The sequence below is a fragment of the Microcystis sp. LEGE 00066 genome (assembly GCF_015207925.1).
GTDB classification, from domain to species: Bacteria; Cyanobacteriota; Cyanobacteriia; order Cyanobacteriales; family Microcystaceae; genus Microcystis; species Microcystis ichthyoblabe_A.
Genome location: NZ_JADEVX010000027.1, coordinates 15,148 through 33,861 on the forward strand (window position 1 = coordinate 15,148; position 18,714 = coordinate 33,861).

Below are 18,714 nucleotides of genomic sequence, written 5' to 3' on the forward strand. Positions count from 1 at the left end.
AATAATTAGCCTCAGTACCCGCTTATTAGGCCTTTTTTGTGGCTTGTTAAGTTTGTTCTTTACACCCCTACTGGTAAAAGTTTTTATCCTTGTCACTTTAGTCCTCTTTAGCTGAGATTTTAAACCCTAAACTCGACTGAAACCCCGAGCATACCTCACCTATCAAAAAAACTGTTATGCAAAAACGCTATCTCGGTCAGACAAATATAGAAATTACTCCCCTTCTCGTGGGTACTTGGCAAGCAGGAAAAAAGATGTGGGCAGGTATTGAAGATGAGGAAAGTATTAGGGCTATTCGTGCCGCTTTTGAGGCAGGAATTACCACTGTAGATACAGCCGAAATCTACGGGGAAGGTCACTCGGAATCGATTGTCGCTCAAGCTTTAGCAGATGTGCGAGAACAGGTAATTTATGCCACGAAAGTCTTTGCTAATCACCTTAAATATGAGCAAGTTATCGCAGCTTGTGATCGCTCTTTAAAAAACCTCCAAACTGATTATATCGATCTTTACCAAATTCATTGGCCTAGTGGCTCATGGAACACGGAAATAGTGCCTATTTCTGAAACTATGGCCGCTCTTAATTATCTGAAAGCACAGGGAAAAATTCGCGCTATAGGGGTTTCCAATTTCTCCCGCTCTCAACTGGAAGAAGCTGGTCAATACGGCAGAATTGAGAGTATTCAACCTCCCTATTCTCTCTTTTGGCGCTCGGTAGAAAAGGAAATTATGCCCTATTGTATAGACAATAATATTTCTATTCTAGCCTATTCTCCCCTTGCCCAAGGTTTATTAACAGGAAAATTTAGAAACGGTTATCAGTTAGCAGCGGAGGATCATAGAATTAAAAATAAACTTTTTCATGGCGAAAACTTTCAGAGGGTACAAGCGGCCTTAAATCAATTAGAACCGATTGCTAAACGCTATAATTGTTCCCTAGCTCAATTATCTCTTGCTTGGTTAATCAAGCAACCTCAAACTAATGCAATTGCTGGCGTAAGAAATGCCGCTCAAGCAGTTAATAACGCTCAAGCAATGACAATTAATTTAACCCCAGAAGACCTAAAATTAATTGATAATATTGGTAAACAGGTAACTGATTTCTTGGATGATAATCCTGTGCTGTGGGATTTTTAAAAATTAGGCAGCAGTTATCCTAAGGGTGAGGATATAAATTTTGGTTAATTCTCAGGAAAAAGCCTGTATAATGATAGCTATAGTCCGATTCTTACCGCAGGATTATCCCTATGGCTAAATCCAAAAAACACAATCTGCAATGGATTAAAGAAACCCTCGACTTAAATCCAGATCATAACTGGAAATCTAGTCCGGGTAACAGTATTTTTGTAGCTGGTCGCGGTGCAGTGCGCTTTGAAGTTCCTCAAGATTGGCATTTTGAACCCGATGATAATTCCTTTCGTTTTTTAGATAGAAAACCCCCCGATGATGATTGTCGTTTAGAGGTTTCCTATAATTTACTTCCCCCCGGAGATTGGAAAGAATTGCCCCTGAAAGGAATGGTCAAAAAGTTAGCTCGTGAAGATAGCCGCAATCCTCACGAAATCGGCGAAGTTATCCAAGAAAAACGCCAAACTGTCCGCATTGTTTGGGTGCAAATTCAATTCATCGATCCCCAAGAAAATCGGCCAGCTTATTCGCGCATTGCTGTGGGTATTGGTTCTGGGGTTCAATGTTTAATTACTATGGATTATTGGGTCGATGATGCGGACAAATTCACCCCCGTCTGGGATACGGTTATCTCCTCGCTGGTGTTAGGTTTATACATTCGTGATCCCCGCAGCGGTTTAGCTTTCCCCGACTAAAGGTAATAGCAATTTTGCAGGAAAATTTCCTTGACAAAAAACCTTAATTGTGATAGTAGAAAAATCGATCGCTCGACTCTGGTGGGGATAGCTGCCGGTTCCCGCATTGACGGGATGTGCAGGAAAGCAAGAGGCACTGAGACTCAAACGCAAGCTATGACCTTGAGGAATAGTGATAAAAGTAGCCTGCATGGCCATATTTAGGGATGATTCGGGATTATTTACCCGTTTATAACCCTGAGTGATATTAAAAACTCGACCATCGGGGGTAACTTGAGAAACCACCGCACAGATATCGAAACTAACCGCGTCTGCTTGACAATAACAATCCAGACGGGGACTACCCAAAATCGTTAAATCTTTCTCTAGGGGGGGAGAAGTGTAGGTAATCACATCACTGCGACAGTCTAGCATGGTGCGGTCGAATATTCCCCCCGGTAGGGCGCTATGACCTCCTAAAGATGGGACCGGTCGCCAAGGATCGTGAACTATGGTATCCTCGATCGCAGGTTCTAACAAAATCGCGCTTAATTTCCCCTCATCCTCGCGCAGATTGGCTAAACCCTGACTAGCAAGATAATAAATTTGCTGATTTTCTCCAGGAAACTTCTCTAGATATCGCCATTGATTAGATCCCATTTGAAATAGATACAGGGGAGGATTTTTAAATAACTCCGTTTCCTGACCTTTTAAGAAATAATCAAACCATTGCAGCTGCATTTTATCCACAGGACTAATTGCCTCTTGACCATAATCTATCTCTCCTACTTTTCTCCCCCAGGGTAGATGAGTCCAAGCGCCAATAATTAGTCGTTGGGGATAGATAGAACGCACTTGCATTTCTTGGTATAAACTCAAAGTTCCCCGGAGATGAGGATCGAACCAACCTCCGATATGTAACATCGGTAAATCGATATTTTTTAAAAGGTTTTGCGGTGATAAATTTTGCCAATAGTCATCGGGAAGATAACGAGTAATCCAATCGTGATAAAAAGAATCGGCGGCCAAATCCTGTAAAATTTGGGGAGAGGCTGCAATAGGATCAAAAAGGGGTAAATTTCGGGAAGCTACCCAGAGTTTTTGATAGGCAGTTTCGTCCCCTTTTAATCTAGCGGTTTCTGCGGCTAATTGTATTGCCCAAGCGAGATTATATTGTAAATTAAATGCTTCATTTTCATAGGCCCAATCTCGATATAAATCGTGAGCAATCATCGCTGGGCAAATAGTTTTTAAAGCACCATGACCATTAGCAGCCGCATATAATTGGGTCATTCCCTGATAGGAAAAACCATACATTCCCACCACACCCGTATTATTAGAAATAGTTAAAACCCATTCAATAGTTTCTAATCCGTCGCTAATTTCATGGGCAAATAAATTAAAATTTCCCGTCGAGTTTCCCCGTCCCCGCACATCCTGAATTACTACAATATAACCCTGACGTGCATACCAGCTAGGATGGGCATAAACCACCGTAGAAGCGATCGCTTTTCCGTAGGGTTGTCGCATTAGTAAAATGGGAAAAGATTCCCTACTATCGGGACGATAAATATCGGCAGCTAAACTAATTCCATCTTTGGTGATCAAACTAGCTGTTTCTTTTTTTATGGGGTAGGGATTAAACATTATTATCTCTTTCAGATAAAAAATACTGTCAGGTGGCTCAATCTAGAAAACTTGACCAAGACTAGATAAAGCTTAACTAAATGTTACAATAAAGACGGACTGCCTCAACTGCCTAGGACTGGAGAAAAATCAGCGATGCTACGACTAGAGAAAATTAGTAAGATTTACCCGACGGGAGAAGTGTTAAAAGATGTCACTTGGGAAGTAAAAACTGGCGATCGCATCGGGTTGGTGGGAGTCAATGGGGCCGGAAAATCCACCCAACTGAAGATTATTATGGGGGAAGTGGAACCCACCGCCGGGGAGATCATCCGTCCTACCAGTCTCCATATCGGCTATCTTACCCAAGAATTTGAAGTGGATCCCCGTCGGACGGTACGCGAGGAATTTTGGACGGTGTTTCAAGAAGCGAATCAAGTCCACCATCAACTAATAGAAATTCCCCAACACATGGAAAAAGCTGATCCTGAAGAATTAGATCGCTTAATTCATCAATTAGATCGCCTACAAAGACAATTTGAGGCATTAGATGGTTACGGATTAGAAGCACGCATCGAGAAGATTTTACCAGAAATGGGCTTTACTATTGATGACGGTGATCGCTTGGTAAGCTCCTTTAGTGGTGGTTGGCAAATGCGGATGAGTTTAGGCAAAATTCTCCTGCAAACTCCCGATATTTTACTCCTCGATGAACCAACTAACCATTTAGACTTAGAAACCATTGAATGGTTAGAAAAATTCCTCAAGGATTTAACCACTCCCATGGTCATAGTGTCCCACGACCGGGAATTTCTCGATCGCCTCTGTACCAAAATTGTCGAAACTGAAAGGGGAGTTTCTACCACTTATTTAGGTAATTATTCTGCCTACCTACAGCAAAAATACGAACAACAATCCGCTCAGTTAAGTGCCTACGAACGTCAACAAAAAGAACTAGAAAAACAGCAAGTTTTCGTTGATCGGTTCCGGGCCAGTGCCACCCGTAGCACCCAAGCAAAAAGCCGGGAAAAACAATTAGAAAAGGTGGAAAAAATTGAAGCACCAATCGCTGATGTGCGTACCTTAAAATTCCAGTTTCCTTCAGCAGTGCGTAGTGGTCGAGAAGTGGTAACGATTAAAAATCTTGTTCACATTTACGATGATAAAATTCTCTTTTTGGGAGCCAATCTGGAAATAGAAAGAGGCGATCGAGTGGCGTTTTTAGGACCCAATGGTGCGGGAAAATCGACGCTTTTACGCTTAATTGTTGGTTTAGAAGCTCCCACAGAAGGCTCGATCGAAATCGGTAAACATAACGTTATTCCTAGTTATTTTGAGCAGAACCAAGCGGAAGCTTTAGACTTAACTAAAACTGTTTTAAATACCATTCATGATGAAGTTCCCGATTGGAAAGATGTGGAAGTTCGCAGTCTTTTAGGGCGATTTTTATTTAGTGGGGAAACGGTATTAAAAAAAGTAGAATCTTTGAGTGGTGGCGAAAAAGCGCGTCTTGCTTTAGCCAAAATGTTACTTGCTCCCGCTAACTTATTAATTCTCGATGAACCCACCAATCACCTCGATATTCCCGCGAAGGAAATGTTAGAATCGGCTTTAAAAGTTTATGAAGGCACGGTTTTAATTGTTTCCCATGATCGTTATTTTATCTCCCAGGTAGCTAACAAAATTGTCGAGATTCGGGATGGTGAATTAATTGTCTATGCGGGAGATTATCACTATTATCTAGAAAAACTAGACGAAGAAAAACAAAAAGCCGAACAAAAACGCATTGAAGCCGAAAAAGCGGACAAAGCTGCCGCTAAACGCGCTAAACAAAAGGCCAAAAAAGGTTAGAATGTAGAGTATCAACATATCCACGATTATCTATCAATTAATTAATCTTATGGCAGCTATAAAAGTAGGCGATCGAGTTCCTAATTTTTCTCTCCCCTCCCAAACAGGGACAACGGTTAATATCAGCGATTTAATCGGTAAAAAATCCCTGGTCATTTATTTCTATCCCAAAGATGACACCCCGGGTTGTACCGCAGAATCCTGCGCTTTCCGCGATAGTTACGAAGTGTTTACCGATGCAGGTGCGGAAGTTATTGGTATTAGTGCCGATAGTCCCCAATCTCATCAACAATTTGCCCAAAAATATAATCTTCCCTTCACCCTTTTAAGTGATAGCGATAACCGAGTGCGGAAATTATTCGGTGTTCCCGCTACCTTATTTGTCCTCCCCGGACGAGTTACCTATATCATTGATAAAGAGGGAATCGTCAGACATATTTTTGATTCTATGTTAGATTTTAAGGCTCACGTTACCGAATCTTTGAACACGATCAAATCTTTTTAGGTTGATGATCACGAAAGAAATCCCGATCAGATAATTACTTGGGAAGAAATTAAAACATCTATCCGATAATTGTGCTGATTCTGACTAAAAAATACGCCAATTAAAGTCTGAATTGCTGCTTCTCCTCTGGTTTTGGCTGATCGCTTATGGATCAAAACTCATCTTAAAACAGAGGAGGAAAAACCACGGTTCTCAACTTAGTTGGGGTTTAACTAGGAGGATTTTTATGCCAAGTAAAATAAAAAGTTGCTCCTTCACCTGCTTGAGATTCTATCCAAATTGTACCTCCTTAACTGTCTTTAGAGACTAGATAGTGATCGGTTGTTCTCCTCGGTTTTAGCCAGCGTCAACCATCGCCAAAGTTGATATGTTCTGCTTGTGGAAAAGCTTGCTCAGAAGTGGCAACCCTTTCTAAAAAACAGAAGGGATCACAGTCATCTAATTGAGATAAATTATCAAAACAATCATCGATCGCTTTTCTGGATAAAAAAGGTACTTATAGCGGTTCTCACACCTGTCTGGCAAACTTAAACCTTTGCTGATTAAGCTTTTTAACATCGATAATGTACCTCTTGCGAACAGGAAACGCTATATTATAGAAAAATATTGCTGAGATTTTTCCTATGCCTCTAATTAAAATTCAAACTTCTGTCACCTCCCTCGATGATGAGACAGTTAATCAACTTTTGCAGAGTCTTTCGGCTAAATTAGCTAAACATCTGGGAAAACCCGAATCCTATGTGATGACAGCTTTAGAATCGGGGATAAAAATGACTTTTGCTGGCACTTTTGAGCCAGTGTGTTATGTGGAGATTAAAAGTGTTGCTTCTATTTCCGCCGCTCAAACTAAAAGCATGAGTAGTGATTTTTGTCAAGAAATTGAGGCTTATTTAGGAATACCGAAAAATCGCATTTATCTAGAATTTGCCGAGGCGAAAGGTGATCTCTGGGGATGGAATGGCACTACTTTTGGCTAATTTATGCCAAAATTATCGGAGATAGGGCTTATTTTAACTCTCTGGTTAAGATTTGCGCCTGTTCAATCCAAGCTAACATCACCGCAATATCGGGACATAAATCGCGTCTTTGCAGATTAGCCACCTGAAAGCGGAGAATCTGTCGATGCAATTGCTGAATTGATGTCTGTGCCAATTGCGGGATGGAAGCAATACCGGCATGAACCAGCAAACCGCAGTATTGACAACCCACGGCGGGAATCGAGGCTAATTCCGCCATTGCCACCCACTTATTAATATATTTAGCCTGAATTTGCATTCTTACTGCTAATTTTTCCTTACCCAATTGCGGACGAACTTTTTGCAGAAGTTGTGCGGTGGTGTCGATACCGCAATCCTTTAATTTTTGGCAATCTTGGTCACTTAACCCCGGCAAATGTTCAATTAACCAGCTTTGCCTGTGGATAAGTTGCGATCGATTCATCGAAATTATTAACTATTGATAAGTAGATTATAGCAGTTAAGTAGGGAGGCACAATTATTTGTAGGATGGGTTAGCGGTAGCGTAACCCATGCGGGCTATCGATTATGAAGAATACATCAGTATTTATAATTTAGTAATTGAATTAATCAGAAATTTTAAAGATGATCTATTAAATGCCACCGTGACGGAACAGTATAAAAAAGTCAAAATTATATAGGGTTTGCTGAAAAAGTCAATTGGCTGATGATGGGGTGAGTTTCCTACACTCCACCGATTATGCCTGAAAGCTTGCATTTTTTGCTTATTCATTTTCGGTACCCAAGAAATACCTTAACCAAGATTGTAAAGTTTTAGCACGTCTTTCAACAGTACTTTCTGAAAGTGACGGACACACTTCTAGTAAAAATTCTCTTGCTCTTTCTGGTTTGATTTCGGAGAGATCATGAGCATTTTGCCACTTAAACCATGCCAAACCCACCTTTGAAGCAATAAATTGGTGAGCCAAGAATCTTTTTTTTGATTTTTCTGACAGACGATCAAGCATGAAACAAGCAGTAGTTGGCTGCACTCGTTCGTCAGCCAGATTAAGAATTTCTGCAGCCCTTCTATAGTAGGAAAACTGCCTTTCTGTAATACGATATCTATCCAAAAACTGTTGTCGAACAGTTGGCAAAGAATGAGGATATTGAATTAACAGCGAAGATAAATCAACAACTCGTTCTAACCTATCAGCTTGTGGAATATCATGAGAAAGAACCCTGATAGATGGGGATTTTAACCCTGTTAAACTAAATCTATATTCATCTTCTGTAGAAATTGTTTTAATGACATTAAATTCTGAAGAATTAATGGAGACAGCCATATCTACTCGCAAATCATCCTCTTTAATTTTTGTGACACAATCTTGCCAAATACTAACAACTTCTAAGTCATTTTCACTTTCATTATCAATTTTTCCTGAGGAAAGGTTAGAGATAGTTTTTGCTAGTAAATTTGCGTGATTAGGACTGAGATTGACATGAAGTATAATTGTCCAAGAACCAGGTATTGCCTGCGCTGGAGTAAAAGCGGGAAGTTTATTGATTCTCTCAAAAGTCAGATCGGCAATTTCTTGAAATAACCGCTCTAATTGGTCAATTACACTAGCAAATACAGACCAAGATTTTCTATCTTTAGAATCATTGTCAATACGAACTGCAACTGACAATCCATGACTATCAAGAACTGTTGAAATAGTAGCAAGAGACGAAGTGACTAATCGGAGTAACTTGTCTTTTGTCTCTGCCAAATTCTTATCTTCTGTATTGCGCTGTAAACTTTGAGTATTATAAATTTTTTTAATTAATTCTTCACCAGCAGAAAAAACATTACTATCTGAATATTTGGTTGTACTGGCTTCTTCAAAAAATATATTAATTCCCTCTGACCATTCAGCTTTTAACTCTAAGTCATCTACTTGCTCTAATAGATTATTACTAAGAGATTGAAGTTCTTGAAGCTGCGTTTTGACATGAGGTGCTTTCGCATAAATTCTTCCCCAAGTGGCCAAAAAATCAAGAGTTTGTTCGGCAATTAAAGGGGTTCCGTCCGCAAGACTAACTTTAAAAAAAGCGTCGAGGGCAGGGGCAAGAAGCGCAAAAATTGGTAATTCCCAACTATTGACAGAAGCGGTAAGAACAAGTAGGCTGATTCTAGATGGACTATCAGGGGGAATACTATTGCGAGATAAAATTGACGCAATAAATAACCAAACAACCTCATTGTTAATCTCGCTGTCATTCTGTAGAAGCTTACGTCCCAATACCCCTAAGCCGATTTCTGAAGCTTTGATCGATCCCAGTGCCAACAGAGCGGCAAACTCTCTAACATGACTATCCACCCTTCTCAGATTGCCGAAAGCTCTATCAATTTCTTCTCTAGCGTTATCACTATCGCCAGAGTCTAAAAATTGTTGCACTCTTCTAAGCATCGTTGTCATTCTGTTTGGGGCGAAGGGATAAAGGTAAGACCACTGCGAATTTCAATATCTACACGGGCGTTTTTAGTTTTACGTTTAGAATCCTGAAATGAGTGCGGTTGTGCCTCTGGAGTGACACCACCTTGCTCACTAGCATTTGTAACAAAGCGTTCAGCTTTTCTAAACGCTTGTTTCCGTTCCTCTCGTTGACATTCGCTGCATTGCCCTTTAATATTAGCAAGAAATGATAATCCTTCTTTAGCAGTAACAGGATTTTTTCTTGCCCAAGAACAACTGTATCCACCCTCTTGCTGGATATCGTCTCCTTGAGCTTGTACCCTCCCACGATAAGGTTCTGACGAACTCGACATATTAAATGTTCAAATTTATTCATTTAAGACAATTATATAGTAATTATCAGCAAAAATGTCAAACAAAGCCCAAATACTTGATTAGAATCAATTATCAAAAGTTTAGCTATAAAATTATGTAGAATGCTTTCGACGACGTACTGGGAAATTACCTGACAAAAAAAAGTTGATAGAACCAAAACGGTCTATCAACTCTTAAAGTTATCTATTCAAGAACTAAAAATTAACGTTCCTGAAAGACGATTTTTTTGTCCAGGGAAGGACGGTTATTCGACTTAGAGGGGTACTTACTACCACCACTGCGGGGAGTTTTATTAATCACCGGTTTACTGCTCGTCGCTGCGGGAACTTCCCAATCGGTTTTCATCCACTGGGGACAATTTTGATCGTAGATCATTTGCAGGGCAGCCGCCGCGATCGCTTGGGGATCGTATTCTTCACTTAAATCCCGCACTAAAGGCAAGAAAGAAGCCATACGTTCCCCCGATAAAGCCTCTTTTAGCTGATTTTGCAGCTTGGCCAGGCGTTTTGCTTCCACTTCGGTGCGGCTAGGAATGGGACTAGATTCCAGACGTTGACGCAGACGCTGTTCAATCTGACGTAATAAACGCCGATCGATCGGTTCTACTAAGGATATAGCAGTTCCGGTTTTACCGGCGCGGCCAGTGCGGCCAATGCGGTGAATGTAGGTTTCGGCATTATCCGGCAGATCATAGTTAATAACGTGGCTGAGATTTTCCACATCTAGACCGCGGGCCGCGATATCCGTGGCTACCACTAATTTAATTTTGCCCTCGCGGAAACGTTGCACCAGTCGTTCCCGTTGCACTTGGCTTAAGTTACCGTGGTATTCATCCACCGTTTGCCCCGCTTCTTGCAGTTTGCTGGTTAATTCGGCCGCGGTTTGCTTGGTGCGGACGAAAATAATCGCCGATTCTAGGGGTTCGATCTCTAACAGGGGTTGCAGGACTTTTAATTTCGTCCAACCGCGAGGGATCATATAAATTTTCTGTTCGATTTTAGCAGGAGCGGCCTGGGGTTGAGAAACCGTCACAGAAATGGGAGATTTCAAGAAATTAGCGATTAAATCGCGGATTTCCCGGGGCATAGTGGCCGAGAAACAGGCGGTTTGACGGGTGGAGGGGGATGCTTGCAGAATCTTTTTAACATCATCGATAAAACCCATACTGAGCATTTCGTCCGCTTCATCGAGGACTACCCAGTTTAGGGATTCGAGATGGAGTTTTTTGCGATCGAGCAGATCAATTACCCGGCCAGGAGTGCCGACCACAATCTGGACACCTTTTTCCAGACTGCGGATCTGACGTTCCATGGATTGACCACCACAGACTGTCAGGATAAAGAGACGACGGTCATCAGAGAAATCTTTGATGGCGCTGGCCACCTGTTGGGCTAATTCCCGGGTGGGGGTGAGGATTAAAGCTTGAACGTTAGGATTTTTGGTGTCCATGCGTTCCAGTAAAGGCAGGGAATAGGCGGCGGTTTTGCCGGTTCCCGTTTGCGACATTCCTACCATGTCATGCCCTTCTAGAAGGAGAGGGATGGCTTTGGTTTGAATTTCCGTGGGGGTGGTGAATCCAAGCGTTTCTAGGTGTTGAAGACGGCTATCGGATAAACCTAAATTGTTGAAACCAGTGGTCATAGGGATTGTTTTGTGGGAATTAAATAAGAAAAATCGAAAAATTAGACTATTTCGCCGTAGAGATCGTAGGTATCGGCCGCAGTGATTCGGACCTGTACGATCGCACCTAGAATCGCCTCCCCTGTCACATAAACCAAGCCATCCACTTCCGGGGAAAAACGAGCGGAACGCCCGATTAATTCGCCTGTTTCTGGGTTTTCCTGTTCGATGAGAACATCGACAGTTTGACCGATATAAGCTTGATTTTTGCGCTCCGAGATCGGTTGCTGAGTTAACATCAACCTTTCGCGGCGTTCGTCCATAATTGCCTGTGGCACTGGATTGGGCAGGCCAAAAGCGGCTGTACCTTCTTCGGCGGAGAAGGTAAACACCCCGACGTGATCGAACTCATGACGCTTGACAAATTCCAGCAGATGGCTGAAATGTTCCTCGGTTTCTCCGGGGAAACCGACGATAAAAGTCGTTCGTAAAACCGCGTTCGGGATAGCTTGCTTGATCCGCTCGATAATGCCATCGTTGACTCGTCCTTGCCAGGGACGGTTCATCCCCCGCAGGATGTCGGGATGGGAATGTTGTAGCGGCAAGTCTAGATAGGGTAAAACATTCGGGCTCTCTCGGATCGCTTCGATAACCTTTGGCGTTAACCCGGTCGGGTAAGCGTAGTGAACGCGAATCCAAGGTATATCGACTTCTGCCAGCGCTCGCAAGAGTTCCGCTAATTTGGGTTCGCCATATAAGTCTAACCCATAATTGGTTGTTATTTGCGAAATGAGAATTAATTCTTGCACCCCTTGGCTGGCCAATTGTCGCGCTTCGGCCACAATCGACTCGATCGAACGGGATCTTTGATCGCCGCGCAGCTGGGGAATAATACAGAAAGCACAGCGATAATCGCAGCCTTCGGCCACCCGCAGATAGGCGACTCCTTCGGTAGTGGTGCGATAACGGGGCAGATTTTCATCGGCGATAAAAGTGGGATCGGTGCTGACTTCTTTGACTCGTTCTCCCGTCTCTACCCGTTCGACGATCTCGACAATTTTCTGATAATCCCCTGTGCCAACAATGGCCACGGCTTCCGGCAATTCCGTCAGGAGTTCATCTTGGAAATGTTGGGCCATACAGCCGGAGATAATAATTTTTTTATTAGCTTCCGCCAGTTCCACGAGGGTGCGAACGGATTCTTCTCTAGCTGCTTGAATGAAACTACAGGTATTAACGATAACGTAATCGGCCAACTCCTCGTCATTATCTACGGGATAGCCGGCCTTGGCCAGCAGTCCTAACATATGCTCGGAGTCGATCCGGTTTTTCTCACAGCCTAGGTGTGAGATGGCGATGGTTGGCTTATTGCCCATGCGATCGAGTATCAACCAAATCCTAAACTTCTCTAATGTTAAGACATTTTAACGGATTCCGGACTTGATAAAATCATTAGCAGTTAAAATAATTTCCCCCCCGTGGAACCGTGGGTAGGCCTTCACCCTGTTAAAATGGGTGAGCGGCGCCTGGTTGGGGACGCTAAGAGTAGTAGACGCTGTGAATTTAATTGCAACTTTCAAGACAAAAAACCCGATTATTGGCGTAGTTCATCTCGCCCCCCTGCCCACTTCCCCCCGTTGGGGTGGTAGTCTCAAGACGGTGATCGAGCGGGCTGAACAGGAGGCGACGGCTTTGGCTGCTGGTGGTGTTGATGGTTTGATTATCGAGAATTTTTTTGATGCCCCCTTTACTAAGCAACAGGTGGATCCCGCCGTGGTTAGTGCCATGACTTTAATTGTTGATCGCATTAAAAATCTGGTGGTCTTACCGATTGGTCTTAATGTTCTCCGCAATGATGCCCATAGTGCCTTAGCGATCGCTACCTGTGTCAATGCCCAATTTATTCGAGTTAATGTGCTAACGGGGGTTATGGCCACCGATCAGGGCATTATTGAGGGTCAAGCCCACGAACTCTTGCGTTATCGGCGCGAATTGGGGTCTGAGGTCAAAATTTTAGCGGATGTTTTGGTTAAACACGCCCGCCCCTTGGGAACTCCTAATCTGACTACGGCAGTGCAAGATACGATCGAACGGGGACTAGCAGACGGGGTAATCCTCTCTGGTTGGTCCACCGGTAGCCCCCCCAGTTTTGAGGATTTGGAACTGGCAGTGGCGGCGGCCAAGGGAACACCGGTTTTTATCGGCAGCGGGGCTGATTTGGACAATATCGGGCGGTTGCTGCCGGCTGCCGATGGGGTGATCGTGGCCAGTTCCCTCAAGCGTCATGGCAAAATTACTGAACCAGTGGATCCGATCCGGGTGTCGCAATTTGTGGAAACGGCCCGGCAGATCAACGATCAAAAGGCAAAAATTAATAATTCTCTCCCTTCTTTGCCTCTGTCCACATAACCCCTTGCTAGAATGGCGGATAGTTATCGGCCGTGGTGCGATCCTAAGTTTTTAGGAATTGAAAACGTCCTAATTAACACAATATCGTTACGGGATTTTTCCTTTCAACAAAGTACATTTAGATTTCTCTCCTGACTCCTGACTCCTGAATTCTGCTGTAATTTAATCTAAATAATATTATGCGTCGTCGTTCTGTACCTTGGATTCATCGCTACTCCCGGCCCCTAATTGGGGGCGTTTCGATCGTGGGGGCGATTCTGACCGGCTATTTAACCATTACCAAACTGACGGGAGGGGCTGCAGCCTGTACCGCCGGGGCTAGTGATGGGGCTGGTTGTACTGGTGTGCTTAATAGTCCCTACGCTACGGTGTTCGGGCTGCCCTTGAGTTTGTTCGGTTTTTTGGCCTATATTGCCATGGCGGTTTTTGCCCTCACTCCTCTATTTATTAATGGGGAAACTCAGAAAAATCTCCGCAAAAGTTTAGAAAATAATACTTGGTTATTGCTGTTAGCGGGGGCGACGGCGATGGCGGTATTTAGTGGTTATCTAATGTATATTCTAGCCACGGAATTAAGGGAATTGTGTCCCTACTGCATCACTTCGGCTTTGTTCGCTTTAACTTTATTAATTCTCACAATTGTCGGTCGTGAATGGGAAGGTTTAGGACAAATTATACTGCCGATGGTTGTGGTGGCCATGGTTACTTTGGTGGGAACTTTAGCGGTTTATGCGGGAGTAAATTCCCCGACGGTGACAGGAGGAAAAGAAGAAATTACCCGGCCAATGACAGCTGCTACACCTCCCTACGGTTGGGAAGTAACCACGGTTTCGGGAGAGGCAGAAATCGCCTTAGCTAAACATTTAAAAGCAATTGGTGCGAAAGAATACGGGGCTTTTTGGTGTCCCCACTGTTACGATCAAAAACAGTTGTTTGGTAAGGAAGCGGGAGAAATCCTCAAAAAAGAAGGGGTTTATATCGAATGCGATCCCCAAGGGGTTAATGGTAATCCCCAAGCTTGTCGCGATGCCGGAATTAAAGGTTTCCCCACTTGGATTATTAAGGGTCAAGAATATTCGGGAACCCAAAGATTAGAGAAATTAGCGGAGATTTCCGGTTATACTGGCCCGAGGAATTTTAAATATACAGTTCCGGGACGCAATTAGGAAAATATTTCGGGGCTGAACAAGGTTCAGCCCCAACATTTTATGGTGTTTGTTCTCTAGATAAAGTAGAACCTGAATTTTGATTTTAGCAATAGAGGGAGATTGAAAGTTGCCAGATTTTGATCAACCTATACCCCAAGAAAAACTTGACATTATTGAGAAAACTAGAGCCAATTTATTTGTTTGGCGAGGTCAGTTTTCACCCCAACTGATAGAGACTATATTAAGTTTCTATTGCCCATCTAATTCGGTCATTCTCGATCCTTTTGTGGGTAGCGGAACTGTCTTACTAGAGGCAAGTTATTTATCCCTAGAAGCTTATGGATTTGAGATTAATCCCGCTGCTTATATCATGAGTCGTACCTATGAATTTATCAATGATTCTCAAAAAAAAGAAGTTCTTAAAAACCTGAGAAATATCATCGATCAAGAATTTCCTTTGAGAATTTTTGAAGTCAGTGACCAAGTAGAAAATTTAGTAGATAAATTGCAAAATACTAGGAATATGCTACCGGATCGGTCAAGGGTTTTATTTGATGCTTTGGTAATCCTTCTTGATGTGTGTAACAATAAAATTACTCAGGAATTTATTCAGAAAAAATTTTTACATCTTAGCAATATAATTACTAAGCTACCTTACTCTCAAAAGCCGCTCAGGGTTGGATTATCTGATGCTCGTTCTCTCCCACTAAAAAATAATCAGATAGATTTTGTTGTGACTTCTCCACCCTATATAAATGTTTTTAATTACCATCAAAATTATCGTCAATCTGCTGAAATCTTAGGATGGGATTTACTCAAGATAGCCAAGTCAGAAATTGGCTCTAATAGAGCAAATAGGAGTAATCGTTTCTACACTGTAGTACAATACTGTTTAGATATGGGTGACATTTTAAAGGAACTGGCGAGAGTCAGCAAGCAGCAAGCAAGAATTGTTTTAATTGTAGGACAAGAATCTAACGTTCTTGGCGTACCTTTTTATAATGCTGATATTATTGAAAAAATAGGGGTCAAAGCCAAACTATTTCAGAAAGTATTAAGACAAAAAAGAAAATTTAAGAATAAATTTGGTAAAGTTATTATAGAGGATATAATTAATTTTATCAACCTAAATAATCAAGTTAGCCAAGAGGTAATAGAACAAATTTCTAGAGAGGTAGCATTCGAGGTATTGGAAAGCAGTAGGCTTTTTGTATCTTCAGAAAACCAGCTATGTTTAGAATCAGCAATTGCCAAAGTCAATAATATTCAAAAAACACCAATTTTAGATAAGAGATTATATATTGACCTTTGAACATCAACAAAAATACATGAACGAATTTTCCCGTCCTCACTACACAAAACTAACTGCCTGTCTTAACAATCCTCGGTTGCCAGAAGCTGATCGGGAACGTTTAGAAGAAGCTATTATAAAATATCGCCAGTGGATTATCGAGTTAGAATCGATTAATTCTGGTCAAGCAGATGCAGTAGAAAAGCTAGTGTCAGCTACTAACCGATATAAGCGTTTTATTGAACTTGACTTAATTTTTGATAGTTCAGATAACTTTTTGTATAGACAGAAGGGACAGTTAAAATTAGACAATACTATATTAGAAGAATTTTTACCACAGCTGGTTTTCCGTAGTTTACAAGGAATAGATAACTCTTTTGAATTGGGTCCAAGAAATACCTTCTCTGGACTAAGTTTCCTATCCTCTCTCGGCAATATTGGTCAAGGTGGTCAAGCAAATATTAGAAGCAAAAATCAGGATTTTATACTGGGCAAAAAGTTATATATAAAGTCATCTTTTGACCCAGAATTTCAAAATCATGAATTGATTGAGTCTCATCTTGGCTATGTTTGTGCAGAGTGCAAAACTAATTTAGATAAAACTATGTTTCAGGAAGCTGTAGCCACAAGTAGAGATTTAAAAATTGCCGTTCCTAACTCTTTATATTTTTTGATTTGCGAATTTCTTGATATGACACCAGTTTCAATAATTTCTACTCAAATTGATGATGTGTTAATTATACGAAAAACTAAGCGTATGACCGCTAATCTTCGACAAGAGTATCGCTCCTCAAAAGCAAGACAGCTGCACAGACAGGAATATGTAGATTTTTTGGATGCTTCTCAATATTATCCCGATGTGTTTCAAAGGATGATCGATAAAATACAAACTCATATTGATAATACAAATCCATCACTAGAAAATGTTTTATATCAAGGATATTTCTAGAAATTTTCTCGACATCAAGTTTAGCTAATTTGGTGTATAATAAAGACGTAGATAAGTTGCTAATTATTGGTTATGACTCAGGTAAATCTACAAAAAGCCGCTAATATTCTCGGTGTAACTACCGCAGAAATACTAACATGGCAAAAGAAAAAATTAATCAAAGGTCAGAAAATCAATCAAGTTGATTGGTTATTTAATCTCGAGCAATTAACCAATCTTAAAAATAACCAATTCCCTGGAGAATTGAAAATCTTACAAACTGTTGAGCCAACTAATTACACAGTTATTGAATTATTTGCTGGTTGTGGTGGTATGGCTTTAGGTTTAGAAAATGCGGGACTAAAAACACAATTACTGGTGGAAATTAACCAAGATTGTGTTAATACTTTAAGACTCAATCGACCGCAATGGAATGTTATAAATCAAGACATAAAAAAGATTAAATTTTCCGATTTTAGAGACAAAATAGATATTGTAGCTGGAGGTTTTCCCTGCCAACCTTTTAGTTATGCTGGGTTAGGGAAAGGATTAGAAGATTTGAGAGGAAGCTTATTTTTTGAATTTGCGCGTTGTTTACAGGAAGTGCAACCTAAAATCGCTATGGCCGAAAATGTTCGAGGATTATTAAGCAATAAAAAAGGAGAAACCCTGCAATTAATGCTGCAAGCTTTACAGGAAATCGGTTATTATGCTGCTTATCAAGTTTTATCGGCTCAATTTCTCGATGTTCCCCAAAAAAGAGAAAGATTAATTATTATCGCCACCCGTCAAGACCTAAATATTAAACCGATTTTTCCCCAATATAAAAACTATACTATTTCTCTGAAAAAAGCCTTAGAGAATTGTCCAACTTCTCTAGGAGTAGAATATAAAGAAAGAAAAAAAGAGATTATGTCCTTAGTTCCCCCAGGAGGAAATTGGCGTAATTTGCCGATGGATATTCAAAAAGAATATATGAAAAATAGTCTCAAAAATCACGGCGGACGGACAGGATATGCTAAAAGATTATCTTGGGATGAACCGGCTTTAACTATTACCTGTAGTCCGGCACAAACCCAAACAGAAAGATGTCATCCCCAAGAAACTCGTCCTTTGACTGTGAGAGAATATGCACGAGTGCAGTCCTTTCCCGATGATTGGCAATTTACCGGTAATTTAACCTCTCAATATCGACAGATTGGTAACGCGGTTCCCGTTAATATGGCCTATCATCTTGGTGGCTGTTTAATTAATATGTTGCAAGGGAATTATCTGGGGGAAACACAGCCAAAAACCGAACAGTTAAGCATTCCGGGATTAGAAGTTAATTAATTTTGACTAAAAGTAAATAGTTTTTACCTAATCAGCAACAGCTGCAGAAAAATTAAGTAGCTAGATACAATTAATTACGCATATCTAACTACTTCTTCCATGAGTGCATGAGTTCCTATCCTCAGCCAGAAATTGATTTTGTCGGATTTTACTGTGCGGGGGGAATAACTTCTAACGGAATACTTTCAGTTTCTCCATCTTTAGATGGATTGACATCCGGACTTTTTTCTGCATCTGGAGTTTTTTCCACCGCTTTGGTTTCTGGGGTGGGGGGATTTTCGGGGGGTACTTCTGGACTGGGATTATTTTCCGGGATGGGAGTGAATTCCACCGGGGTTTCGCTTTCAGGAGACGGGGAAACTTCGGGGGAAGCTTCGATATTACGGGTGGTTTCCGGGGGAGTTGTTTCTATC

The 18,714-nt window shown here is 41.5% G+C and carries 17 protein-coding genes and 1 pseudogene; 11 read left to right on the forward strand and 7 right to left on the reverse strand.

Going from position 1 to position 18,714, the window contains the following annotated elements; genetic code table 11:
* The first annotated feature begins 176 nt into the window (after nt 1-176).
* Both IQ224_RS06035 and IQ224_RS06040 read left to right on the forward strand, forming a co-directional pair.
* On the forward strand, nt 177-1,136 hold the full coding sequence (locus tag IQ224_RS06035) for an aldo/keto reductase (protein WP_194032698.1): 960 nt from the start codon (nt 177-179) through the stop codon (nt 1,134-1,136).
* Between the two features lie 110 nt (nt 1,137-1,246).
* A complete protein-coding gene (locus tag IQ224_RS06040; RefSeq protein ID WP_002741242.1) occupies nt 1,247-1,822 on the forward strand; it encodes a hypothetical protein in 576 nt (191 codons plus the stop codon).
* Here the strand turns inward: IQ224_RS06040 and IQ224_RS06045 are convergent.
* A complete protein-coding gene (locus IQ224_RS06045; RefSeq protein WP_036399560.1) occupies nt 1,805-3,448 on the reverse strand; it encodes a CocE/NonD family hydrolase in 1,644 nt (547 codons plus the stop codon). The genes IQ224_RS06040 and IQ224_RS06045 overlap by 18 nt on opposite strands.
* A gap of 135 nt (nt 3,449-3,583) precedes the next feature.
* On the opposite strand from IQ224_RS06045, the gene IQ224_RS06050 reads away from it, so the two are divergent.
* The 3 genes from IQ224_RS06050 (at nt 3,584) to IQ224_RS06060 (ending at nt 6,760) form a co-directional block, all read left to right on the forward strand.
* Nucleotides 3,584-5,278, forward strand: coding sequence for an ABC-F family ATP-binding cassette domain-containing protein (locus IQ224_RS06050; protein ID WP_194032699.1), 1,695 nt, complete (start codon nt 3,584-3,586; stop codon nt 5,276-5,278).
* A gap of 49 nt (nt 5,279-5,327) precedes the next feature.
* Complete coding sequence (locus IQ224_RS06055; RefSeq protein ID WP_002732461.1) at nt 5,328-5,783, forward strand: peroxiredoxin; 456 nt, start codon at nt 5,328-5,330, stop codon at nt 5,781-5,783.
* Nucleotides 5,784-6,406: 623 nt separating this feature from the next.
* On the forward strand, nt 6,407-6,760 hold the full coding sequence (locus IQ224_RS06060; protein WP_002741237.1) for a phenylpyruvate tautomerase MIF-related protein: 354 nt from the start codon (nt 6,407-6,409) through the stop codon (nt 6,758-6,760).
* A gap of 28 nt (nt 6,761-6,788) precedes the next feature.
* Here IQ224_RS06060 and IQ224_RS06065 read toward each other — a convergent pair whose 3' ends face one another.
* A complete protein-coding gene (locus IQ224_RS06065; RefSeq protein ID WP_002741235.1) occupies nt 6,789-7,223 on the reverse strand; it encodes a DUF4332 domain-containing protein in 435 nt (144 codons plus the stop codon).
* A gap of 88 nt (nt 7,224-7,311) precedes the next feature.
* Here IQ224_RS06065 and IQ224_RS24540 point away from each other — a divergent pair, with 88 nt between their 5' ends.
* Complete coding sequence (locus IQ224_RS24540) at nt 7,312-7,440, forward strand: hypothetical protein (RefSeq protein ID WP_002741234.1); 129 nt, start codon at nt 7,312-7,314, stop codon at nt 7,438-7,440.
* Nucleotides 7,441-7,524: 84 nt separating this feature from the next.
* On the opposite strand, the gene IQ224_RS06070 is transcribed toward IQ224_RS24540, so the two are convergent.
* The 4 genes from IQ224_RS06070 to rimO all read right to left on the reverse strand — a co-directional run bounded on the left by IQ224_RS06070 (nt 7,525) and on the right by rimO (nt 12,569).
* Nucleotides 7,525-9,180: a hypothetical protein gene (locus IQ224_RS06070; RefSeq protein WP_370583129.1), complete on the reverse strand. Its 1,656-nt coding sequence runs from the start codon at nt 9,178-9,180 to the stop codon at nt 7,525-7,527.
* 17 nt (nt 9,181-9,197) lie between these two features.
* Nucleotides 9,198-9,551: a hypothetical protein gene (locus IQ224_RS06075; protein ID WP_002741232.1), complete on the reverse strand. Its 354-nt coding sequence runs from the start codon at nt 9,549-9,551 to the stop codon at nt 9,198-9,200.
* Between the two features lie 223 nt (nt 9,552-9,774).
* A complete protein-coding gene (locus IQ224_RS06080) occupies nt 9,775-11,214 on the reverse strand; it encodes a DEAD/DEAH box helicase (protein WP_002741230.1) in 1,440 nt (479 codons plus the stop codon).
* A gap of 41 nt (nt 11,215-11,255) precedes the next feature.
* Nucleotides 11,256-12,569, reverse strand: a complete 1,314-nt coding sequence (rimO, locus tag IQ224_RS06085; RefSeq protein ID WP_036399554.1) for a 30S ribosomal protein S12 methylthiotransferase RimO — start codon at nt 12,567-12,569, stop codon at nt 11,256-11,258.
* A 181-nt stretch (nt 12,570-12,750) separates the two neighbouring features.
* Here rimO and btpA point away from each other — a divergent pair, with 181 nt between their 5' ends.
* The 5 genes from btpA (at nt 12,751) to IQ224_RS06110 (ending at nt 18,301) form a co-directional block, all read left to right on the forward strand.
* Nucleotides 12,751-13,602: a photosystem I biogenesis protein BtpA gene (btpA, locus tag IQ224_RS06090; protein WP_002776905.1), complete on the forward strand. Its 852-nt coding sequence runs from the start codon at nt 12,751-12,753 to the stop codon at nt 13,600-13,602.
* A 179-nt stretch (nt 13,603-13,781) separates the two neighbouring features.
* Nucleotides 13,782-14,768: a vitamin K epoxide reductase family protein gene (locus IQ224_RS06095; RefSeq protein ID WP_002741225.1), complete on the forward strand. Its 987-nt coding sequence runs from the start codon at nt 13,782-13,784 to the stop codon at nt 14,766-14,768.
* A 109-nt stretch (nt 14,769-14,877) separates the two neighbouring features.
* On the forward strand, nt 14,878-16,062 hold the full coding sequence (locus tag IQ224_RS06100; RefSeq protein ID WP_194032701.1) for a DNA methyltransferase: 1,185 nt from the start codon (nt 14,878-14,880) through the stop codon (nt 16,060-16,062).
* A gap of 16 nt (nt 16,063-16,078) precedes the next feature.
* A complete protein-coding gene (locus tag IQ224_RS06105) occupies nt 16,079-16,990 on the forward strand; it encodes a Bpu10I family restriction endonuclease (protein ID WP_194032703.1) in 912 nt (303 codons plus the stop codon).
* 72 nt (nt 16,991-17,062) lie between these two features.
* Nucleotides 17,063-18,301 carry a DNA cytosine methyltransferase gene (locus IQ224_RS06110; RefSeq protein WP_194032702.1) on the forward strand — a complete coding sequence of 413 codons (1,239 nt, stop codon included), beginning with the start codon at nt 17,063-17,065 and terminating at the stop codon, nt 18,299-18,301.
* A 148-nt stretch (nt 18,302-18,449) separates the two neighbouring features.
* Here IQ224_RS06110 and IQ224_RS06115 read toward each other — a convergent pair.
* A pseudogene (locus tag IQ224_RS06115) lies at nt 18,450-18,714 on the reverse strand (hypothetical protein); the annotation flags it as partial.

Bases quoted from the DNA above. Each gene is read 5' to 3' on its own strand.
- IQ224_RS06035 (WP_194032698.1), top strand. From the start codon at position 177: ATGCAAAAACGCTATCTCGGTCAGACAAATATAGAAATTACTCCCCTT.
- IQ224_RS06040 (WP_002741242.1), top strand. From the start codon at position 1,247: ATGGCTAAATCCAAAAAACACAATCTGCAATGGATTAAAGAAACCCTC.
- IQ224_RS06045 (WP_036399560.1), bottom strand. From the start codon at position 3,448: ATGTTTAATCCCTACCCCATAAAAAAAGAAACAGCTAGTTTGATCACC.
- IQ224_RS06050 (WP_194032699.1), top strand. From the start codon at position 3,584: ATGCTACGACTAGAGAAAATTAGTAAGATTTACCCGACGGGAGAAGTG.
- IQ224_RS06055 (WP_002732461.1), top strand. From the start codon at position 5,328: ATGGCAGCTATAAAAGTAGGCGATCGAGTTCCTAATTTTTCTCTCCCC.
- IQ224_RS06060 (WP_002741237.1), top strand. From the start codon at position 6,407: ATGCCTCTAATTAAAATTCAAACTTCTGTCACCTCCCTCGATGATGAG.
- IQ224_RS06065 (WP_002741235.1), bottom strand. From the start codon at position 7,223: ATGAATCGATCGCAACTTATCCACAGGCAAAGCTGGTTAATTGAACAT.
- IQ224_RS24540 (WP_002741234.1), top strand. From the start codon at position 7,312: ATGCGGGCTATCGATTATGAAGAATACATCAGTATTTATAATTTAGTA.
- IQ224_RS06075 (WP_002741232.1), bottom strand. From the start codon at position 9,551: ATGTCGAGTTCGTCAGAACCTTATCGTGGGAGGGTACAAGCTCAAGGA.
- IQ224_RS06080 (WP_002741230.1), bottom strand. From the start codon at position 11,214: ATGACCACTGGTTTCAACAATTTAGGTTTATCCGATAGCCGTCTTCAA.
- rimO (WP_036399554.1), bottom strand. From the start codon at position 12,569: ATGGGCAATAAGCCAACCATCGCCATCTCACACCTAGGCTGTGAGAAA.
- IQ224_RS06095 (WP_002741225.1), top strand. From the start codon at position 13,782: ATGCGTCGTCGTTCTGTACCTTGGATTCATCGCTACTCCCGGCCCCTA.
- IQ224_RS06105 (WP_194032703.1), top strand. From the start codon at position 16,079: ATGAACGAATTTTCCCGTCCTCACTACACAAAACTAACTGCCTGTCTT.
- IQ224_RS06110 (WP_194032702.1), top strand. From the start codon at position 17,063: ATGACTCAGGTAAATCTACAAAAAGCCGCTAATATTCTCGGTGTAACT.